Below are 16,215 nucleotides of genomic sequence, written 5' to 3' on the forward strand. Positions count from 1 at the left end.
CCACCCCGGGCAAGAGCCCGAGGGCCCCCCCCGTGCGGGGGGGGCCCATTCGACGTTCCTCAGACCCCGTTGTCCTAATCTTTGTCCACAGCGGGTGTTTCTGCGGGTCCCCAGATAGCTTCGGCGATCTTCCGGGCCACGTCCTTCAGCATGGCGTCCGGCACGTGGAGGTATCGCGCTCGCATCCGGGAAGATGTGCCCGGCTCCCAGCCCATGATCTGGTCGATGACACGGTCCGGAACCCCCAGCAGCATGAGCACGGTGGCCGCCGTGTGCCGCGCGTCATGGAGACGTGCGTCCCGCACGCCCGCATCGCTGAGCAGCTTCTTCCAGTCGTGGTAGTCCGTATTCGGGCTGAGCGGGCCACCGAGCGGCTTGGTGAAGACGTAGTCGGAGGGTGTCCACAGGTTCCCTGCCTTCGCCCGTTCGAGGGCCTGGGCTTCTCTGTGGGCCCGGAGCATCACGACCAGCGGGCCGGGCAGCGGGACGGCTCGGCGGCCGGCCCGCGACTTGGTGTTCTTGGTCTCCCGCCGCACCTGCTTGCGCTTGGGGCAGTACCCGGCCTTCCGGCCGCAGGGCGACGCTTCGGCGCATCCGTGCGCGTACTTCGGCCGTAGGCGGTTCCGGCGCAGCTTCAGGTACTCGTTGTCCAGGTCCACGTCGGACCATCGCAGACCTAGGGTCTCCCCCTGCCGCAGTCCGAGAGCGAGCGCGAGCATCCAGCGCGCGCTGTTGCGGCGCTTGTTCACCGCGGTCAGCAGGCTCTGCACCTCTTCGACCGAGTAGGGCTCGATCTCGTCCTCGTCGCCCTCCACCCGGGGCGGCTTGGCCAGCGCGGCGGCGTTCTTGGCCGCGTAGCCGCGTCGGACAGCTTCACCGAGTGCGGTACGAGCGGTGCGGTGGGCCTGGTGAGCCGTGGCGGGCTTACTGCCGTTCTTCTGCATCCGGCGGTACAGGCTTTCCAGGTGTTCAGGCTCCAAGCGGTCCAGCCGGTGCTTCCCGATCCCGGGAACGAGGTGAACGCGCACTGCTACCTCGTAGCCGTCGTACGTGTTCTCGCTGACGACGTCCTTGGCGATGTTCTCAACCCAGTGGCACAGCCACTTCTCGACGGTCCACAGCTTCCCGGGCTGCTGGGCGGTTCCCTGGTCGCGCTGCTTCTCCAGCCGCTTGACCTCGTCTTTCAGAGCGGCCTCGGTCGGCCGCGTGATGTGCCTGCGGTAGGGCTCCCCGTTGTCCTTGTAGCCCATGGGCACTCGGGCGTGCCAGCGGCCGTCCTTACCGAAGTAGATGGCCGTTTCGCCGTTCGCCCGGCGGGTGCGCTTCTTCTCTTCTCCCACGTCGATCCTCTTAGGCGGCCGGCCGGTGGGCACGGCGGAGTTTGGCGGCGAATTCGGTGACGGCCTCGGCGGGGACTCGGCGGAGGCGCCCGACCGGTACGGTCTCCAGCTCTCCGGTGCGGATGAGGCGGTAGCAGAGGGTGCGGCCGATCTGGAGGCGGCGAGCAGCCTCCTCAACCTTGAGCAAGACGAGCGTCGGGTCTTCAGGCGAATGGTTCATCCGGTGCAGTCCTCCGGGCAGGAGTGGGCTCTGTGGCTTCGAGCGGGCTGCGTGTGTCCGAGGTGGTGATTTCTGCGTCACTGCGTCACCTGCGTCACTTTGGGGTTCTGGCCTGCGGTTTCTCGGTGACGCAGGGGGTGACGTGCTGCGTCATCGGTGACGCAGCCGTCCGTCATGCGTGACGCAGGTGACGCAAGGTGACGCAGAGATTCGGGCTCTGCGTCACCACTCTTAGCGCAGGTCAGGCCTGGTTTTCGGGGCCGTGGTGACGCAGGTGACGCAGCACTTTCCACTTAGGAAAAGAGAGGGGCTGTGTCTGTTGTTGTGCGGGCCTTCAGGCGTGAAGACGGAGCCGCAGAGCGGCACGTTCTTTGAGCGGCGGCAAGCCGCCGAAGAGCAAGAGGAGCACCCGGGCGCGCTGGCCCGGGGTGCTCCTCTTGCCTGTGCGGCCGGAGCCGCGGGGCGCGGGTCAGAACGCCGGCTGCTGCACGTCGGCCGGGGGCGCGGGGCGGGCGATCTCGATGTAGCGGGCGCTGTTCTTACGGCCCCAGTCGACGTAGACGCCGCGGGCGGTGAGGACGGGCTGGAGGCGCTTGAGGCGGTCGGAGAGGACCTTGCCGGTGGTGGGCCAGCCCTTGGGCAGGGGCCGGAACTCCCCCTCGCCGATGTAGAGCTGGGTCAGGGCGTGCAGCCACTCGGCCGAGGTCATGCGGACCTCGGTGCCGGGGGCGATGCCAGCGGCGTGCTTGAGGACGGTCTGGGCGAGCAGGTCGCCCTCGATGACGTCGTCGTTGAGGTCGTCCAGGCTCGCCCGGTAGGCGTCGAGCGCGCCGAGGCCGGTGGCGGCATCGAGCTGGGCGCACAGGTGGGCGAAGTCGGCCATGCGCAGGTCGGTGGGGATGTCAGCCTGGGTGGCACGGAGCTGGACGGCAAGGTCGAGCAGGGAGCCGAGGATGACCGGCAGAGCCTCCTCGAACTCCGCCCACAGCTCCTCCTCGGTCCGCCGGGTCCTGGGTCGTTCCAGGCGCAGGGGCAGGAGGCGTTCGGCGAGGTCGGGGCGGATGACGCCGACGTCGATGCCGGTCAGCAGCAGCGGCCGGCGGTAGCGGGAGCGCACGACGTCGCCGTCGGTGAACAGGGCCCGCTTGACGGTCTCGGCCCCGGTGACGATGCAGCACATCAGGTCCGACAGGTCGGGGCCGAGGTGGGAGAGGTTGTCCAGGGCGGTCACCCACCCGGCCGCGACCGCCGCGATCAGGCTCTCCTCGTCCTTCGGGGAGCGCCGCAGGTCGGCGCTCATGCCCTCGATGATCCGGATGAGCATCCGGCCGCCCGTGGACTTGCCCGCGCCCTGGGGGCCGGTGAGGAACGGGGCGGGGACGGGGACGGAGGGGCCGAGGCAGCCGACGAGCCAGGCGACGACCAGGGCCTCGGTGCGGGCGTCGGCGAAGTTGCACAGCCGCAGCAGCAGGTCCAGCCCCTTGCCGTTGGTGTCCTTGGTGGGCAGCGGGAGTTCCCCGGTGAGCTGGGTGCGACGCCAGCACACCTCCCGCGGCTCGGGGACGGTGATGTCCCAGCCGGTGGGGTGGATGCGGACCGACATGCCGTCGTCGCGGCCGAGGTCCAGCCAGGTTGCCCCGCCGGAGCCGGGGGCGACGCGGATGTGGACGGGCTGGACCTCTTCGGTCATGGCCAGTGCCTCGATCAAGTCGAGTGCCTCCTTGAGCGCGGTTCCGTTGAAGACGCCGTAGCCGTCTCTGTAGAGGCCGACCATGAGTTCCTGGCGGTGGCTGCCGGTGGTGCCCTGGGAACGGATCGGCCGGGCGATGGGCTGGGCGTTGCGCTGGGCGTAGACGGTGCCGTCAGCGGTGCGGAAGTACCGGAAGTGGTCCTGCGCGTAGTCGGTGATGATCTGACGGGCCGGGTTCTTCTCGTCCTCGGACACGGCTACATCCCCAGAACTGTCGTGGCGTTGGACCAGGCGTCCGTGCAGTGCCGCGGGGACTCGCCCTTGGCCTGCGCGGCGAGGAACAGGCGGCCGATGTGCGCCTCGGTGAGGCAGCCGCACCGACCGTGCGCGGACAGCACCGCCAGGAACGTCCGGTACACCGTCGCGTGCACCCCGCTCGTCGCGGCGGTGATCCGCTGCTCCGCCATGGCGATGCCGCGTTCCAGGTAGACCGGGGAGCGGTGCGGGCACTGCCCGCCGCCGGCCGGGGCGGGCACCGTGACGGCGCGGGGCGCGGGCCGGGTGGCGGGCTTCTCCGCGACCAGGTCGTGCACGGCGGCGGGGACAGCGGTCATGGTGCCGGTGCCGGGGCCGAGCCAGCGGGCGTAGGACATCAGGGACTTGATGTCGACACCCTCACGGACCTTGTTCACCGACCGGACGGTGCCGGAGTAGACCCAGTGCTCCCCGCGCGTCGTGGCCACGGTCGTCGTAGCCGGGAGAGTGGCGCGGGCCCAGGCGATGGCGTCGTGGTTGTCGAGGTCGACGACAGTGACGTTGGCGCCGCCGGGGTGGTAGCCGATGGCGCGTGCGCGGCGCCAGGCCAGGCCCCACTGCCGAGAGGCGAGGACACTGGGGTTGGTGGTGGCGGCGGCCCAGCCGTGGCACGGCCACGGGCACACGCACGGCCCCGGCACCTTCATGTTCGGCCGGCCGCCGCACGCCAGGTCGGCGCAGTCGCGGCAGTTCCCGAGAGGCCGCTTGTCCGCGCCGAGGGGCAGGACGGGCAGGTGGCCATCGGCGAGGGCCATGGCGTTGATGGCGAGGCTGTTCACACCGCCACCCCCGCCCGCGCCTGGGTGAGGAACCGGGTGCCGATCCAGTGGGCGTAGGCCGGGGGGATGGCCTCGGTCAGTTCCTCGCGGACGTCGGTCCACGTGATGCCCATGGCGGACTGAAGCTCGGCGACGGTGGGCTTGCCGCCGCCGTTGCCGTACGCGGCCACGTAAGGGCCGTCGAAGAATTCCCCGTGCCGCCACCCCCGGACCCGGCCCCGGTGCTTGGGGTGCGCGGGCCGGGTGACGCTCCAGCGGCCCAGCTCGAAGTTGCGGTGGCGCAGGACGCCGAGTCCGAACATCTCCCCGCACAGGGTGAGGTCTTTGCGGATCTCCGCCTTGCCGTTGGGCTGCTCGATGACGTACGGCAGGCCGGAGGCCTCCAGCAGCACGCGGGTGGGGGCGACGAGGTCGACGTGGGTGCCGCCCCAGCCCATGGCCCGGTTGGTGCCCACGGTCAGCGCGCACTTGTCCTGGCAGGGCGGGGAGGAGTGGACGAACGCGAACCGCTCGATCTCCCCGGTGGCGATCAGGTCCGTCAGGAACTCCAGGGCGTCGGCCTGGACGAAGGTGAAGGGGTAGTTGGGGCGGGGGGCGATGTCGACGCCGACGACGTCGAACCCGGCCCGGTGGTAGCCGGTGCCCGCGCCGCCGGCGCAGGAGTACAGGTCCAGCAGCAACGGCCGTGTGCGGCCGTGTGCTCGCGGGATGGGGATGTGATGGGTCATGCTGGAGGTCTCCAGTTCTGTGAAAGGTGCTGGTGGATGAGGGCGGCCCCAGGCTTTGGCGAGACGGGGGCCGCCTTCGGCATGTCAGCGGTGGTTGATGGTTCCGTTGGCGCGGCTGAACAGGCCGGTCGCGGTGATGTTCTGTGTGATGTGCGTCGTCGCTCCCGCTCCGCGGCTGCCGGTCCCTGCTCGACGGGCTCCTCGGATCAGGAGGGGGACAGCGGTTACGGCGGCTACGAGCAGGGCGGCGGCGGACCACAGGGCGTGGCTCATGGCGATGAGTCCCGGGGCTGCGTAGGAGAGTCCGATTCCTGCGGCGGCGATCCCGCCGCCGACGGTGGGGGCGAGCAGGGCGGTGGTCTTGGCCCACGCGGGGATCGGCTGCGCGGCCGGGGCCGGGGAGGGCGTCGGCTGCGTGTGGTGGGTGTAGGCAAGGGTGCGGACCCCGCTCGGGAGGGTGACCCAGTCGACCCCCGGCGGGATCTCGGCCGGGAGGATCACCGGCCGCCGCACCGCCGCAGGGCGGTCGTGCGGAGTGCTGTAGGGGGTGGGGGTGATCTCGTACGGGGTATCGGCGTACACAACGCGGTCCCTTCAACGATGGCGGCCGGCCCCCTGGGGTGGGGTGCCGACCGGTGCTCTGCTTGTCGTGTCGCTTGTCGTGTGGCTTGTCGCTTGTCTTGTCTTGTCGCTTGTCACCTTGCAGGTCACAAGCCGTTTTGGGCCCTCAGCAAGCCGCCCAGGGCCCTTCCCGTCGGGGTGGGACGACAGGCGACAAGCTCACGCTTCGGGGGCGTGGGTGTGGTGGACGTAGCGGGCCCTGGTGCCGGTACCGACGCGGACGGCGGTGCCGTCGTCGGTCCAGGTCTTGAGCCAGCCGACCACGGTCTGCCGACTGGTGCCGTGCTCGGCGGCGAGGGCGCGGGCGATTGCGGATGCTCCGGTGCCTTCCGGGCCGGCGGCGAGGAGCAGGGCGAGCGCGGCGGTGCGGGCGGCGTTGTTCTCGTCGCGGAGCGCGGACAGGTTCAGCCCGCCCGTGGCGGGCGGCTGGTCGGCCACCGGCTCCGGGCTCGCGGGTTCGGGGGCGGTGGCGAACTGGGCGTCGATCTGCTCGCGGAACTCCCGGGCCAGCCGGTCCGCTTCCGACTCGGCCGCGGGCGGCTGCTTGGTGCGGAGGGCGGACAGGTTCAGCCCGCTGCCCGTGGTGCCGGCCGCCGCGGGCGGGGTGGCGGGGGCGGGCTGGTGGTCGTGGATCCAGGCGGTGCGGGCCGAGTCCCAGCGTCGGGCGTAGTCGGGCCCGGCGGCCTTGGCGGAGACGGCGTCCAGGGTGGGGTGGCGGTCGGAGGTGGCGGCGACGATGTCGCGGATCTGGTTGGGCAGGATCCGCCAGGACTTGAACAGGGCGGCCGGGGATTCGGGGGTGCCCATGAATCCGGAGCCCTTGTAGGGGGCCTGGTCGACGCGCAGGCCGCGGGAGCCGGGGAACTGCTTGCCCAGGTCCATGCCCTCGGTCTCCCCGCCGGTCAGGGCGACGCGGACCTTGGCCTCACGGCGGATCATGAGGTTGCCCAGTACGGAGCCGGTGGCGCCGAGGGCGGTCAGGACGGTGCGCAGGCCCATGGCGCGGGCGATCCGGATCACTTCCAGGATCTTGTCGGCCAGGGCCCGCATCCGCCGGTCGCTGCTGGCCAGGATCTCCGCGCCCTCGTCGATGACGAGCATGATCTGCGGAATCTGCGCGGAGACCGGAAGCAGGTCGGTGTTGGCCTTGGACATGAGGTCCTGGTAGGCCATCTTGCGGTGCTTGGCGATCCGCACGGCCGCGTCGAGCATGAGCATGGCTTCGTCGTGGTCCGCTGCGAGCCAGTCCACGCCCGGCCGCATGCCCTCGCCGTCCCCGGTGAGAGCGGGCCGGACCCAGGGCAGGCCGGCCGATCCGGCGTTGAGGTCGATGACCCAGGTCAGGACGTCCGTGGTGCGAGCGAATCCGGCGAGGATCGTGTGGACCATGTTCGTCTTGCCCGACCCGGTCGGCCCGACGACCAGCGCGCACTGTTCGCGCAGGTAGGCGCGGACCTCATCGGCGTTCGTGCGCAGCCCCCACGGAATGCCGGTGTGCAGGGACAGCGGGCCGTAGTCGGTGGGGTATTCGACCTTCTCGGCCAGCACGTTGACGGTGGTGACGTCGATCAGGACGCGGCCCTGGTCGATGCCCTGCGACGCGGAGGCGGTGCAGCCGTGGGGCAGGCGGGCGTCGGCCGACAGCCGGGCCGCCTCCTTCGCGATGCGGTCGTAGGTGGTTCCGCCGGGCGGGAGTTCGGCGTCGATGGTGAACCCGGTACCGGTCGGCCACATCTCCACCGCCAGGACCCGGACCGTGATGCCGCACACTCGCTGAATGCGGTCGACCCACTCGGCGGCGATCGCCCGCCGTCCGGCGGACAGTTCCCGGGCGACCTGCCGCTCAGCCGCCGCAAGCGATTCGAGTTCGCGGGCCTCTTCGTGGAGGAGGGTGGCGCGAGCGGCGGCGCCGAGACCGATACCAAGGGTGGCCAGGGAGCCGAGCGCGGCCCACGTGAGCGGCCCGGTGGCCATGGCCCACGTGGTCCATCCGGCCCCGACCAGCCACGAGGCGGCGCGCATGGTGATGGTGCGGGCGGCCAGCCGGTCTCGGAGGCTGGTGACGGTGTGGCCGATGGCTCCGGCGGCTCCGGCGGCGAGGGCCCATCCGGGGGGCATGGAGGTTGCGGCGCCGGTGGTGGCGAGGGCGAGGGCTCCGGTGGTGGCGGACAGGGCGCCGGTCACGGGTCCGTGACCGGCCGCCCAGTCCCACACCGGCCCCGTGCTGTGGGCGGTGGTGGGTGCCATGGTCAGACGTTCCATCCCTTCTCGGCCTCGGGCCCGTTGCGGGGGTCCTCGTGGCGGGCGATGTCCTGCTCGTGGGCCTGCCGGAACAGCGGCCCCATGTCCTCGGCGACCGCGACCGCGCTCATCAGGGCGCCGAAGATGTCGTTGAAGCCGTCCGCGACCTCCTTCTCCAGCGGGAACTCCGAGTCGGCGCGCTCGGCCAGCGTCTTCATCACGTTCGCCACGCTCGTCAGCGCGTGGGGAAGGCCCTCGACCATGGCGAGGATCTCCATGGCGTTCTCGGGCTCGTAGCTGTTGGCGGCCGTTTCCATCTCCGCCGCGTACTCCTCGAACCGGAATCCCGACACGATCTCTCCCTCGCTGTTCTCAGTGGTGGGTGTGGTGGGGACGAGTCCGGCCGGACGCTCGGCCGTGTCCCCGACCTGCCCCTGCTCGTCCTGCTCGGCCGCCTTGTCGGCGGCTGCCTCTTCGGTCTCGCGCTGCTCGCGGATCGCCGCGTCCCGCTCGTCCCGCTCCTCGGCCGCCGCCTTGAGCAGGCGGGCGTAGAGGCGGCGGCCCGGGTTCTGGAGCCACGCCCAGCCGAGCCTCCGTCCGAGCGGGGTGGTGACCATGCCGACGATCCCGAGCGCGCCGGCCAGGAGCGCGGCGAGCAGGCGGCGGCCCTGGAACCGGGCCGCCGACTTCCACAGCGCCTTGCGCGCCTTGGCCCTGGCGGGGGCCTTGCGGACCTCCGCCCGCTGCCCGGCCACCTTGTCGGCCGCGGCGGTGTCCCGGGCCTTGCGCAGCCGCTCCGTGGCAGCGCTGCGGGCCTTTCCCGCAGCCCCGGTGCCCCGGGCGACCGCGCGGCCCACCGGGCCCTTCCTGGCGGCAGCGGTAGCACGCGCGGTGTCCTTCGCCGCCCGGCGGGCATCCGCGATCTGACGGCGGGCCGCGGTCGTCTCCGCCCGCCGCCCCGCCTTCGACGGTGAAACCGTCCGGGCCTGCTCCCGCAACGCCCGCACCTGCCCCATACGCCCCCGCGACTTGGCCGCCACGGAGGGAGCCGAACTAGCTGCCGGTGTCGCCGACTTCGAGCCACGACTCTTGGCCGCGGGCGACGTCGAACCGGTCGTGGGCTTGATGCCGCCGCTGAGGCTGCCGTTCTTGCGGCCCGTCCGCCCACCGGCCGCCGGGCCGGAGGCGGCGCGCAGCGTGCTCGCAGCCGCACCCGATCGCGACGGACCCCGGCCGGACGTGGCCGGACCGGCGCCCGCCTTGCGGGAGGCGGAACCGGTGGCGCCGCGCTTGGGCTGGGCCGGGACTCGGTTCGCCCCAGCCCGCAGCCCTCCTGCCGACTTTCCCGCCGTCGCGGGGCTGCTGCCCGGCTTCGACTTCCCCGCCTGCTTCGCCTGCTTGGTGGTTTTCTTGCCGCTCCGGGCGGCGGTCGCGCCGAGGACGACGGCCCCGGTCGCGGCAACGGCCGCGGCGACGGGCCCGCCGACCAGAGCGGCCCCGGCCAGCAGCGTAACCGTGGCGTTCGCCCCGGTCAGAGCCAGCGGGACGACCGGCCAGCCACCCGGCGTGTGCTCCACACCCTTGTCAGGACGGGGCTGCGTCTCCCCGGCCGGCGCGGGTGCCGGGCCGGGGGCGGGGTCGGGGTCGGGGGTGGTGACGGGGACGGGTTCGGTGCTGAGGTCCGTCACGACGTCACCCCCAGACCCGTCAGGGCGTTCGGCTCCAGGGAGAAGACGTAGTGGTGCGTGCCCTGCGGTGTGGTGGTGGCGGACATGCTTGTCTCCTTCACGCCGCTCACGCGGCTGTCGTGTCGGGGTACGCGCAGGGGGTGCACATGCCGAGCGAGGCGGGGATGCGGTAACCGGCGTCCCGCCCGCACGCGGGGCAGACCTGCCGGGCGGCGTTCGCCCGTTCCAGGGCCGCGCGCTTGGCGGGGGTCATCGGCCGGACCGGCTTGGCGAGGTCGATCCGGTAGAGGTAGGCGATGAGCGGGCTGCGACGGCGGCGGGGACGTTCGAGCTGGGCCACGACCGGCTGACCGGCCGGCCGCAGCCCAATCGCCCTAAGCTGCCGGAACGTCGCCAGACCCTCCGGCGCCAGCCGCCACCGGTAGACCGGGAGCGCGCTCACTGCGTGGCCCCCTCAAGAACAGGAGCCGTGTCGCGGAGTTTCTGGTAGTGGCCGGTGACCCAGCCGGTGGACCAGCCGCACAGCTCGGCCGCCTGCCGCACGGACAGCCCGGCGGCGAACGCCGCGGCTACCGTCTGGCGGGCCACATGCTCCTTCTGCTTCTCCTCGGCAGGCCCGGCGGCGAGGAGCGCGGCGCGTTCACGCTCGGCCCGTGCCTCACGCTCACGCTGTTCACGCAGGGCCGCCGCCTCACGCTCGCGACGCTCCCGCTCCCGCTGCTGCGCGGCCTCGCGTTCACGTGCCTGCCGCTGGCGTTCACGCTCCTGTTCAGCCGCGCGCTGCTGTTCACGCTCCCGTTCACGGCGTTCACGCTCGGCCTGCCGCTCACGCTCGGCGGCGGCCTCCCGCTCGCGCTCCTCGCGCCGGGCCCGCTCCTCGCGTTCAGCCTGTTCACGGGCCAGGGCCGCTTCGTGCTCACGCTGTTCACGGACCATCCGGGCTTCGAACTCCCGCTGCTCGCGTACGCGCTTCTCGGCGGCTTCGGCCCGCTCAATCGCGGCCCGCTCCCGCTCCTGGCGCTCGGCCCGCTCGCGGGCGTTCAACGCCTCCAGCGCGTTCGTGATGGCCCGCCGGTAGGCCAGGCCGGTCTCTGCCGTGACGATGAGCAGGAGCGGCGCCACCGCGTGGACGGCGACGCCGACCAGGTCTTTCTTCAGGGCGGAGTCCGCGACGTTCAGGGCCAGGGTCATGCAGCCGGTCATCCACCGCAGCGCGATGGGCCACCGGCCGCCGTGCCCGCCGAGCCGGGCAAGCACCGAATCGAGCCGGACCACGATGACGACCGCGGCATCGACCACGAGGGGCAGGATCGGCGCGGTCCAGTCCCACTCGTCCGCCGTGTGCGCCGCCATGAGCGGGGTCACGGTGAGGACCGAGTAGAGCATCGCGCCGGACACGATCAACCATGTGCCGACCGACAGTGCCCGCTCCGCTGAACGGATCTGAACACTGTTCATGACCACGCTCCGCCCCGCGGAATGTGCATGATCGACCAGCCCGTCAGGGGGCCGTCCGCGGTGCCCGCAGGCCGCCAGCCGGCCGGGTCGGCGCCGAGCGCCGCCGCGTAGACCTTGGCGGCCTGAACGTCCGCGTGAACGCTGTGCGGGGCCCCGTGACGCAGCAGCAGCCCCATCGGCCCGGCCGCCGCCCGGCGGGACTCCTCCAGCTCTGCGGACAGTGCCTCGGCCTCAGCCGTCGACTCCTTCAGCGCCGCCTCAACCTCGGCGATGTGCTCACGCAGGATGGCCGCGTCGCTCTCGGCCGACTCCACCAGACCGCTGAGGTGGTGGACCCGGGCGACGTGCCTTCTGTGCTGCTCGGCGGCCCGGGTGTCCGCCTCGGCCGCGGCCTCACGCGCCCGCTCGGCGTCCTCCGTGAGTCGGCGCATGCGCTCGGTGGTGATGATGCGGATCATGCGGCACCGCCCAGCACCGCGGCGCGGTTGGTCAGGTCCCGGCGCTCGACCAGCACCCGGTTGCGGGCCCGCCGGACACGCCGGGCGTCCAGCTCACTGGCCGGCCGGTCCAGGGTCTTGATGTACAGGTCGAGCCGCTCGACGTCCGCCTGGATCAGCGGCATCTCCTGCTCGATCGCCTCCAGCTCGGCGTCCGTCGGCTCCAGGTCGACCGGGAGCGCCGTAACGAGGCTCTGAAGTGCAGCGATGGACTTCATTGGGTGTGTTCCTCTCAGACAGGAACGGCCCGAACGAGGCCCCGGTGTTCCCGCACCGGGGCCTCTCGCCGTTGGAACCATCCGGCTCCCCTCAGCCCCGCCCGTACGGCACCCCGCAAAGAGGGCCGGACGGACGGAGGAGGCAACCGGCCGCAGCCAAGCGGCCGCGGTCGTCAGATGACGCGGTGGGCATCACCACCCCCGCCGGTCCAGCGAGGGCGGCGCCTAAGGTCTTAAGCGCTTCACGTCGGCCTCCAACGGGCGGACATGGTGCGTGACGTAGTAATCGCGATCTCTGCCCTTGTCTCACCGCACGTCAAAGACTCCTCAGCCACCCCAAGGGGACGACCGGGAGCAAGGTGCTTGCTGCTCGTGCGGCAGGGCCCGCGGCTTGTCGCAGATGCCTGTCGTTCTCTGTATCCACTCTTGAGTTTTCAACCGTGTCTCGCGCTTCCTTCGATCCCGCTTTCGGGCCTCCGGGCGCCATACGTGCAGGTCAAACCATCAAGACACCCACCATTCGGCCTTGCCTAGGGGGGGTTGCCGTCTTGCTTGATAGGTACCGTAGGCAAAGTCACGACTGCGCGCAACCCCCACTCGCGGTAGAGTCTGAAAGCCCCCCTAAGCGAGGAGTCGTATGCACGAGATGGAGAAGGTCGCCGGGGTAGCGGACCCCGTCGACCGCGCCAAAGCCGCCATCGACCTCATGGCCCGCTACCAGAGCCACGTGAACGAGCTGTCCCGTGTGCGCCGAGAGGCCATCGAGGAGGCTCAAGCCATGGGCATGACGCAAGCTGAGATTGCGAAGCGTCTGGGGGTCAGCCGCGGGCGGGTTGGGCAGCTAGCCTCGGCCGGCCCGCCGCCGGAGCGTGCCTTCTTCGGGACGGACCTGATCACGGTCTCTCTCGGTGGCAAGTACGAAGCGGGAAAGACTCCCGACGAATTTCCTAGTGAGGTCATCACCCGAGAGGACCTGGGCAACTTTGAGCACCTGCGGAAGCTGCTCGCCGGGATGAAGCTGGATGCCCAGTACGAGGTAATCCCGCCGTCCGGGATGGTGAACCTCAACCGAGACAACCATGTTGTGATCTGCGGTCCCCGCCTCTCCCCTCTGATCGCGCAGGTGCTTGAAGGGGACGACAACCTGCGCTTCGCGAAGGACACTGCCTGGCATCTGCGGGACCAGGTCACCGGGGATGTGTACAGGTCGCCTCAGGACGAGGACGGGTCGGCTGGCGACATCGGGTACCTCGGACGTCTTCCCCGCCTCGACGGCAAGGGGACGTTCCTGTACGTCGCTGGCGTCCACTCCATCGGCGCGAACGGCGTCGTCCACTTCCTGGAGAACAACCTCGCCGAGCTTTACCGAGAGCTTCGCACCCGTCGCTTCTCCACCCTGATCTCTTGCCGTTATGACCCGAAGACGCTCGAAGTGCTGGAGAGTCGTCGCGTCACTCCGCTGTACCGACACGAAGGCTGATCATGCGCGTCGCCATCGACACAGAACCCGGCGGAGCTACCCCCAACGAAGACTGGGTGGCGGCCACGTCTTCCTTCGCAATCGTGCTGGATGGGGTCAGCACAGCAGGCCTCGACACGGGATGTCGCCACGGCGTCCCGTGGTACGTTGCTCAGCTCGGCGGTCACCTAGTTGCTGCACTGGCCAACCCGAACGAATCCCTCACGGACGGGCTTGCGACGGCTCTGGAGCAGGTGGCGGCGCTGCATGCGGAATGCGACTTGGGCAACCCTGGGACACCGTCCGCAACAGTCGCCATCCTCCGGCAGCGAGATGGAGTCCTCGATCACCTCGTGCTGGCGGACTCTCCGATCGTCCTTGAAAATCACCAGGGCGTCAGTGTGATCACTGATCTCCGCGTAGACGACGTACTTCCTGAGCTGCGCGCGGAGGTCGAGCAGTACGAGACGCACACCGAAGAACATAGAGACGCCCTACGGCGCTTCGTAACTGCACAGCGGCAAACCCGGAACACGCCCGACGGCTACTGGGTTGCGGCGGGCAGTCCAGCAGCCGCCGCCCACGCGATCGCGGGCAGTACCCCGGCTGAGGACGTGTCCGCGGCTGTCGTGTTGTCCGACGGTGCTTCGCGTCTTGTTACGGAGTACCGCATGGCGACTTGGCCCGAGGTCTTCACGACACTTAGGACAGGCGGGCCTCGCGCGCTGATTGACACTGTGCGCAAGGTCGAAGCGACGGACCCCACGGGCCGCCGATGGCCGCGTTACAAGTCGGGCGACGACGCCTCCGTCGCGTTCTGTGAGTGAGAAAGCACCCGAGGGGCCATCTCTTCCCTTGTCCTGGTCTTTGTCCAGTACGCCGAAAGCCACCACGGTCCGCCGGGGTACACGTCTCCGCCTGAGCCGCGAGCCGGACCCCCACGAACGCTCCTGAACGACGAGGCGGACAGTTGGAAAGCGTGTTGGGGGCAACCCCTCACGAGTTCGAATCTCGTATCCTCCGCCAGTGCCTCACCGGGCACGATGTCGAAGGGCCCCACCGTTCGCGGTGGGGCCCTTCGACGTATGGAAAGGCCGCGGGACTACGATCGCCCGTCATGGATTGGCTGGAGCGGACCGCGACGCTGAGGCAGTGGACCAGGGGCGGCGCCCGCGCTCCTCACAAGCCGCTGTTGTTCCTGTACGCCCTCAGCCGGTTTCAGCAGGACGCCGACAGCGAGCTGCGCTACAGCGCGGTGGAGGACGATCTCAAGCGGCTGCTGACCGAGTACGGCCCGTCCAACCCCACGACGCCCGCCTACCCCTTCCACCACCTGGTCAACGACGGCGTGTGGGAGGTCCGGACCGACCGCGGGGCGGGGAGTCCCGGAAGCGGGGTGAGGGAGCTGCGGGCGGCCGGGGCCGCGGGCCGGCTGGTGCCGGAGCTGCGGGCCGCACTGCGGCGTGAGCCGTCGCTGCTCGAGCGCATGGCGCGCGTCCTGCTCGACCTCCATTTCCCGCCCTCCCTCCACGGCGACCTGTGCGAGGCGATCGGCCTGGAGCTGCAGCCCGCGGAGACCGGAGGGCTCTCGACCGTACGGAGGCAGCGGGACAGGCGGATGCGGGAACGGGTGCTGACGGCGTACGAGTACCGGTGCGCCTTCTGCGGTTACGACGGGCGGATCGGGGCGGTCCCGGTCGGGCTGGAGGCCGCGCACGTGCACTGGTGGGCGTTCGGCGGCCCCGACGAGGTCGAGAACGGGCTGTGCCTGTGCTCGCTGCACCACAAACTGTTCGACAAGGGTGTCCTCGGTGTCGGCGACGGCCACCGCGTCCTCGTCTCGCAGCGGTTCGTCGGGCACAGCCCCGCGGCCCGCGAGCACGTCGTCGCGCTCGCGGGCCGACCGCTCATCGGCCCCCAGTTCGGCGCCCGCCCCGTCGCGACCGTTCACCGGTCCTGGCACACCAGCCAGGTCTTCCGGGGCGAACCGCGTCCCGCCGCCGCCTCAGGCTGATCCACGCGAGAGAGGCCCGGACCAGGAGCCGCAGAGCGGGGCCGTACCGACGAATCCGCCGAGGTTCCCGTCGTCCGTGGCGAGAAGGGCGTCGGACGAGCCCGGTACGCACTCCAGCGCCTCGGTCCTGTGCCCGGGGTACGCGCCGAGCACGGTCGGCGAGTGCGGGCGCGCCCGGCCCGGCCCTTCCGCCGTCAGACGGGGCAGGGCCGGTACTCAAGGCTGAGTTCCCGGTCGACGGCGTAGCTCGTCCGCATCGATGCGTCGATGACCTTGTCCCAGGAGCCGTACTTGACGTACAGCTGATCGGCCGTCGGGCCGAGCGGGTTGCCGTACTTGGCGATGTTCCGCTCCTCGAGGACGCGGACCTCCTCCGGGGTCATGCCGGCCCGGGTGATCTCCTTGGCCTGGTTCCGCATGTCGACCAACTCCCTGGCGATCTCCTCGTCGGAAGCCCCCGCCTCCCGCATGTTCGCCTCGGTGCGGTGCATGTCCTCCAGGAGCCCGTGGTAGCGCATCCGGGTCCGCTGCGCCTCGACCTTCTCGTCCATCGGCAGGACGCGGATGCGGCAGACGACGGGGTCGGCGCTGGGACAGGGGTCGTCGGCGGAGACGGGCGGGTTCAGCGGGGCGGTGATGACGGAGCCGCAGGCCTCGGCGGCGGAGGAGACGGACCCGACACCGGTCCCGAGGAGCGCGACGGCGGCGACGGCGGGGAGGAGGACGCGGCGCGAGCGGGTGGTGAAGGGGGAGAGAGGGGGGATGCGCATGCCCGCATCCTTGGGCCCGCCCGAAGCTCTTTTCCGCAGGCACACCGACGATCACCCCTACGGGGGCCGAGCTTCTTCGCCGGCAGCGCGGAGCGCCGCATTCACCGGATCGGGGGGTGATGGGGCGGAGGGACGTTACTGCGACTGCCGGTCTGTAGTGATGCCGATACTTTCTGT

At 70.9% G+C, this 16,215-nt stretch carries 16 protein-coding genes; 3 read left to right on the forward strand and 13 right to left on the reverse strand.

Features of this window, described 5'->3' with window-relative positions; genetic code table 11:
• Positions 1-74: 74 nt before the first annotated feature.
• The 12 genes from ACWDVG_RS22265 to ACWDVG_RS22320 all read right to left on the reverse strand — a co-directional run bounded on the left by ACWDVG_RS22265 (position 75) and on the right by ACWDVG_RS22320 (position 11,795).
• Complete coding sequence (locus tag ACWDVG_RS22265) at positions 75-1,340, reverse strand: tyrosine-type recombinase/integrase (protein ID WP_451701095.1); 1,266 nt, start codon at positions 1,338-1,340, stop codon at positions 75-77.
• 10 nt (positions 1,341-1,350) lie between these two features.
• The gene (locus tag ACWDVG_RS22270; RefSeq protein ID WP_451701096.1) at positions 1,351-1,560 is read right to left on the reverse strand and encodes a helix-turn-helix domain-containing protein; all 210 of its coding nucleotides are present in this window, start codon (positions 1,558-1,560) and stop codon (positions 1,351-1,353) included.
• Positions 1,561-2,029: 469 nt separating this feature from the next.
• On the reverse strand, positions 2,030-3,505 hold the full coding sequence (locus ACWDVG_RS22275; protein WP_451701097.1) for an ATP-binding protein: 1,476 nt from the start codon (positions 3,503-3,505) through the stop codon (positions 2,030-2,032).
• 2 nt (positions 3,506-3,507) lie between these two features.
• A complete protein-coding gene (locus ACWDVG_RS22280) occupies positions 3,508-4,320 on the reverse strand; it encodes a DNA primase (RefSeq protein WP_451701178.1) in 813 nt (270 codons plus the stop codon).
• Positions 4,321-4,340: 20 nt separating this feature from the next.
• Positions 4,341-5,072, reverse strand: coding sequence for a DNA methylase (locus ACWDVG_RS22285; protein ID WP_451701098.1), 732 nt, complete (start codon positions 5,070-5,072; stop codon positions 4,341-4,343).
• Positions 5,073-5,156: 84 nt separating this feature from the next.
• Positions 5,157-5,654 (reverse strand): hypothetical protein, encoded by a 498-nt coding sequence (locus tag ACWDVG_RS22290; protein ID WP_451701099.1) that lies wholly within the window; start codon positions 5,652-5,654, stop codon positions 5,157-5,159.
• 198 nt (positions 5,655-5,852) lie between these two features.
• Positions 5,853-7,940, reverse strand: a complete 2,088-nt coding sequence (locus ACWDVG_RS22295; RefSeq protein WP_451701100.1) for a hypothetical protein — start codon at positions 7,938-7,940, stop codon at positions 5,853-5,855.
• Positions 7,941-7,942: 2 nt separating this feature from the next.
• Positions 7,943-9,622, reverse strand: a complete 1,680-nt coding sequence (locus ACWDVG_RS22300; RefSeq protein WP_451701101.1) for a hypothetical protein — start codon at positions 9,620-9,622, stop codon at positions 7,943-7,945.
• A 106-nt stretch (positions 9,623-9,728) separates the two neighbouring features.
• Positions 9,729-10,064, reverse strand: a complete 336-nt coding sequence (locus ACWDVG_RS22305; RefSeq protein WP_451701102.1) for an RRQRL motif-containing zinc-binding protein — start codon at positions 10,062-10,064, stop codon at positions 9,729-9,731.
• Entirely contained in the window at positions 10,061-11,080 is a 1,020-nt protein-coding gene (locus tag ACWDVG_RS22310) for a DUF2637 domain-containing protein (RefSeq protein ID WP_451701103.1), read from the reverse strand. Before ACWDVG_RS22310 ends, ACWDVG_RS22305 begins: the two co-directional genes overlap by 4 nt.
• A complete protein-coding gene (locus ACWDVG_RS22315; protein WP_451701104.1) occupies positions 11,077-11,538 on the reverse strand; it encodes a hypothetical protein in 462 nt (153 codons plus the stop codon). Before ACWDVG_RS22315 ends, ACWDVG_RS22310 begins: the two co-directional genes overlap by 4 nt.
• Positions 11,535-11,795, reverse strand: a complete 261-nt coding sequence (locus tag ACWDVG_RS22320; protein ID WP_451701105.1) for a DUF6284 family protein — start codon at positions 11,793-11,795, stop codon at positions 11,535-11,537. Before ACWDVG_RS22320 ends, ACWDVG_RS22315 begins: the two co-directional genes overlap by 4 nt.
• Before the next feature lie 637 nt (positions 11,796-12,432).
• Between ACWDVG_RS22320 and ACWDVG_RS22325 the strand changes: the two genes are divergently transcribed.
• The 3 genes from ACWDVG_RS22325 (at position 12,433) to ACWDVG_RS22335 (ending at position 15,268) form a co-directional block, all read left to right on the forward strand.
• A complete protein-coding gene (locus ACWDVG_RS22325; RefSeq protein ID WP_451701106.1) occupies positions 12,433-13,275 on the forward strand; it encodes a sigma-70 region 4 domain-containing protein in 843 nt (280 codons plus the stop codon).
• Positions 13,276-13,277: 2 nt separating this feature from the next.
• On the forward strand, positions 13,278-14,081 hold the full coding sequence (locus ACWDVG_RS22330) for a hypothetical protein (RefSeq protein ID WP_451701107.1): 804 nt from the start codon (positions 13,278-13,280) through the stop codon (positions 14,079-14,081).
• 290 nt (positions 14,082-14,371) lie between these two features.
• Positions 14,372-15,268, forward strand: a complete 897-nt coding sequence (locus tag ACWDVG_RS22335) for a phosphorothioated DNA-binding restriction endonuclease (protein WP_451701108.1) — start codon at positions 14,372-14,374, stop codon at positions 15,266-15,268.
• A 194-nt stretch (positions 15,269-15,462) separates the two neighbouring features.
• Here the strand turns inward: ACWDVG_RS22335 and ACWDVG_RS22340 are convergent, their stop codons facing one another.
• Complete coding sequence (locus ACWDVG_RS22340) at positions 15,463-16,038, reverse strand: hypothetical protein (protein ID WP_451701109.1); 576 nt, start codon at positions 16,036-16,038, stop codon at positions 15,463-15,465.
• Positions 16,039-16,215: the final 177 nt, after the last annotated feature.

The organism is Streptomyces sp. NPDC003327 (assembly GCF_053589515.1).

Coding starts and splice junctions, on each gene's coding strand:
- ACWDVG_RS22280 (WP_451701178.1), bottom strand. CDS start 4,320: ATGGCCCTCGCCGATGGCCACCTGCCCGTCCTGCCCCTCGGCGCGGAC.
- ACWDVG_RS22285 (WP_451701098.1), bottom strand. CDS start 5,072: ATGACCCATCACATCCCCATCCCGCGAGCACACGGCCGCACACGGCCG.
- ACWDVG_RS22315 (WP_451701104.1), bottom strand. CDS start 11,538: ATGATCCGCATCATCACCACCGAGCGCATGCGCCGACTCACGGAGGAC.
- ACWDVG_RS22270 (WP_451701096.1), bottom strand. CDS start 1,560: ATGAACCATTCGCCTGAAGACCCGACGCTCGTCTTGCTCAAGGTTGAG.
- ACWDVG_RS22310 (WP_451701103.1), bottom strand. CDS start 11,080: ATGAACAGTGTTCAGATCCGTTCAGCGGAGCGGGCACTGTCGGTCGGC.
- ACWDVG_RS22295 (WP_451701100.1), bottom strand. CDS start 7,940: ATGGCACCCACCACCGCCCACAGCACGGGGCCGGTGTGGGACTGGGCG.
- ACWDVG_RS22330 (WP_451701107.1), top strand. CDS start 13,278: ATGCGCGTCGCCATCGACACAGAACCCGGCGGAGCTACCCCCAACGAA.
- ACWDVG_RS22335 (WP_451701108.1), top strand. CDS start 14,372: ATGGATTGGCTGGAGCGGACCGCGACGCTGAGGCAGTGGACCAGGGGC.
- ACWDVG_RS22320 (WP_451701105.1), bottom strand. CDS start 11,795: ATGAAGTCCATCGCTGCACTTCAGAGCCTCGTTACGGCGCTCCCGGTC.
- ACWDVG_RS22325 (WP_451701106.1), top strand. CDS start 12,433: ATGCACGAGATGGAGAAGGTCGCCGGGGTAGCGGACCCCGTCGACCGC.
- ACWDVG_RS22340 (WP_451701109.1), bottom strand. CDS start 16,038: ATGCGCATCCCCCCTCTCTCCCCCTTCACCACCCGCTCGCGCCGCGTC.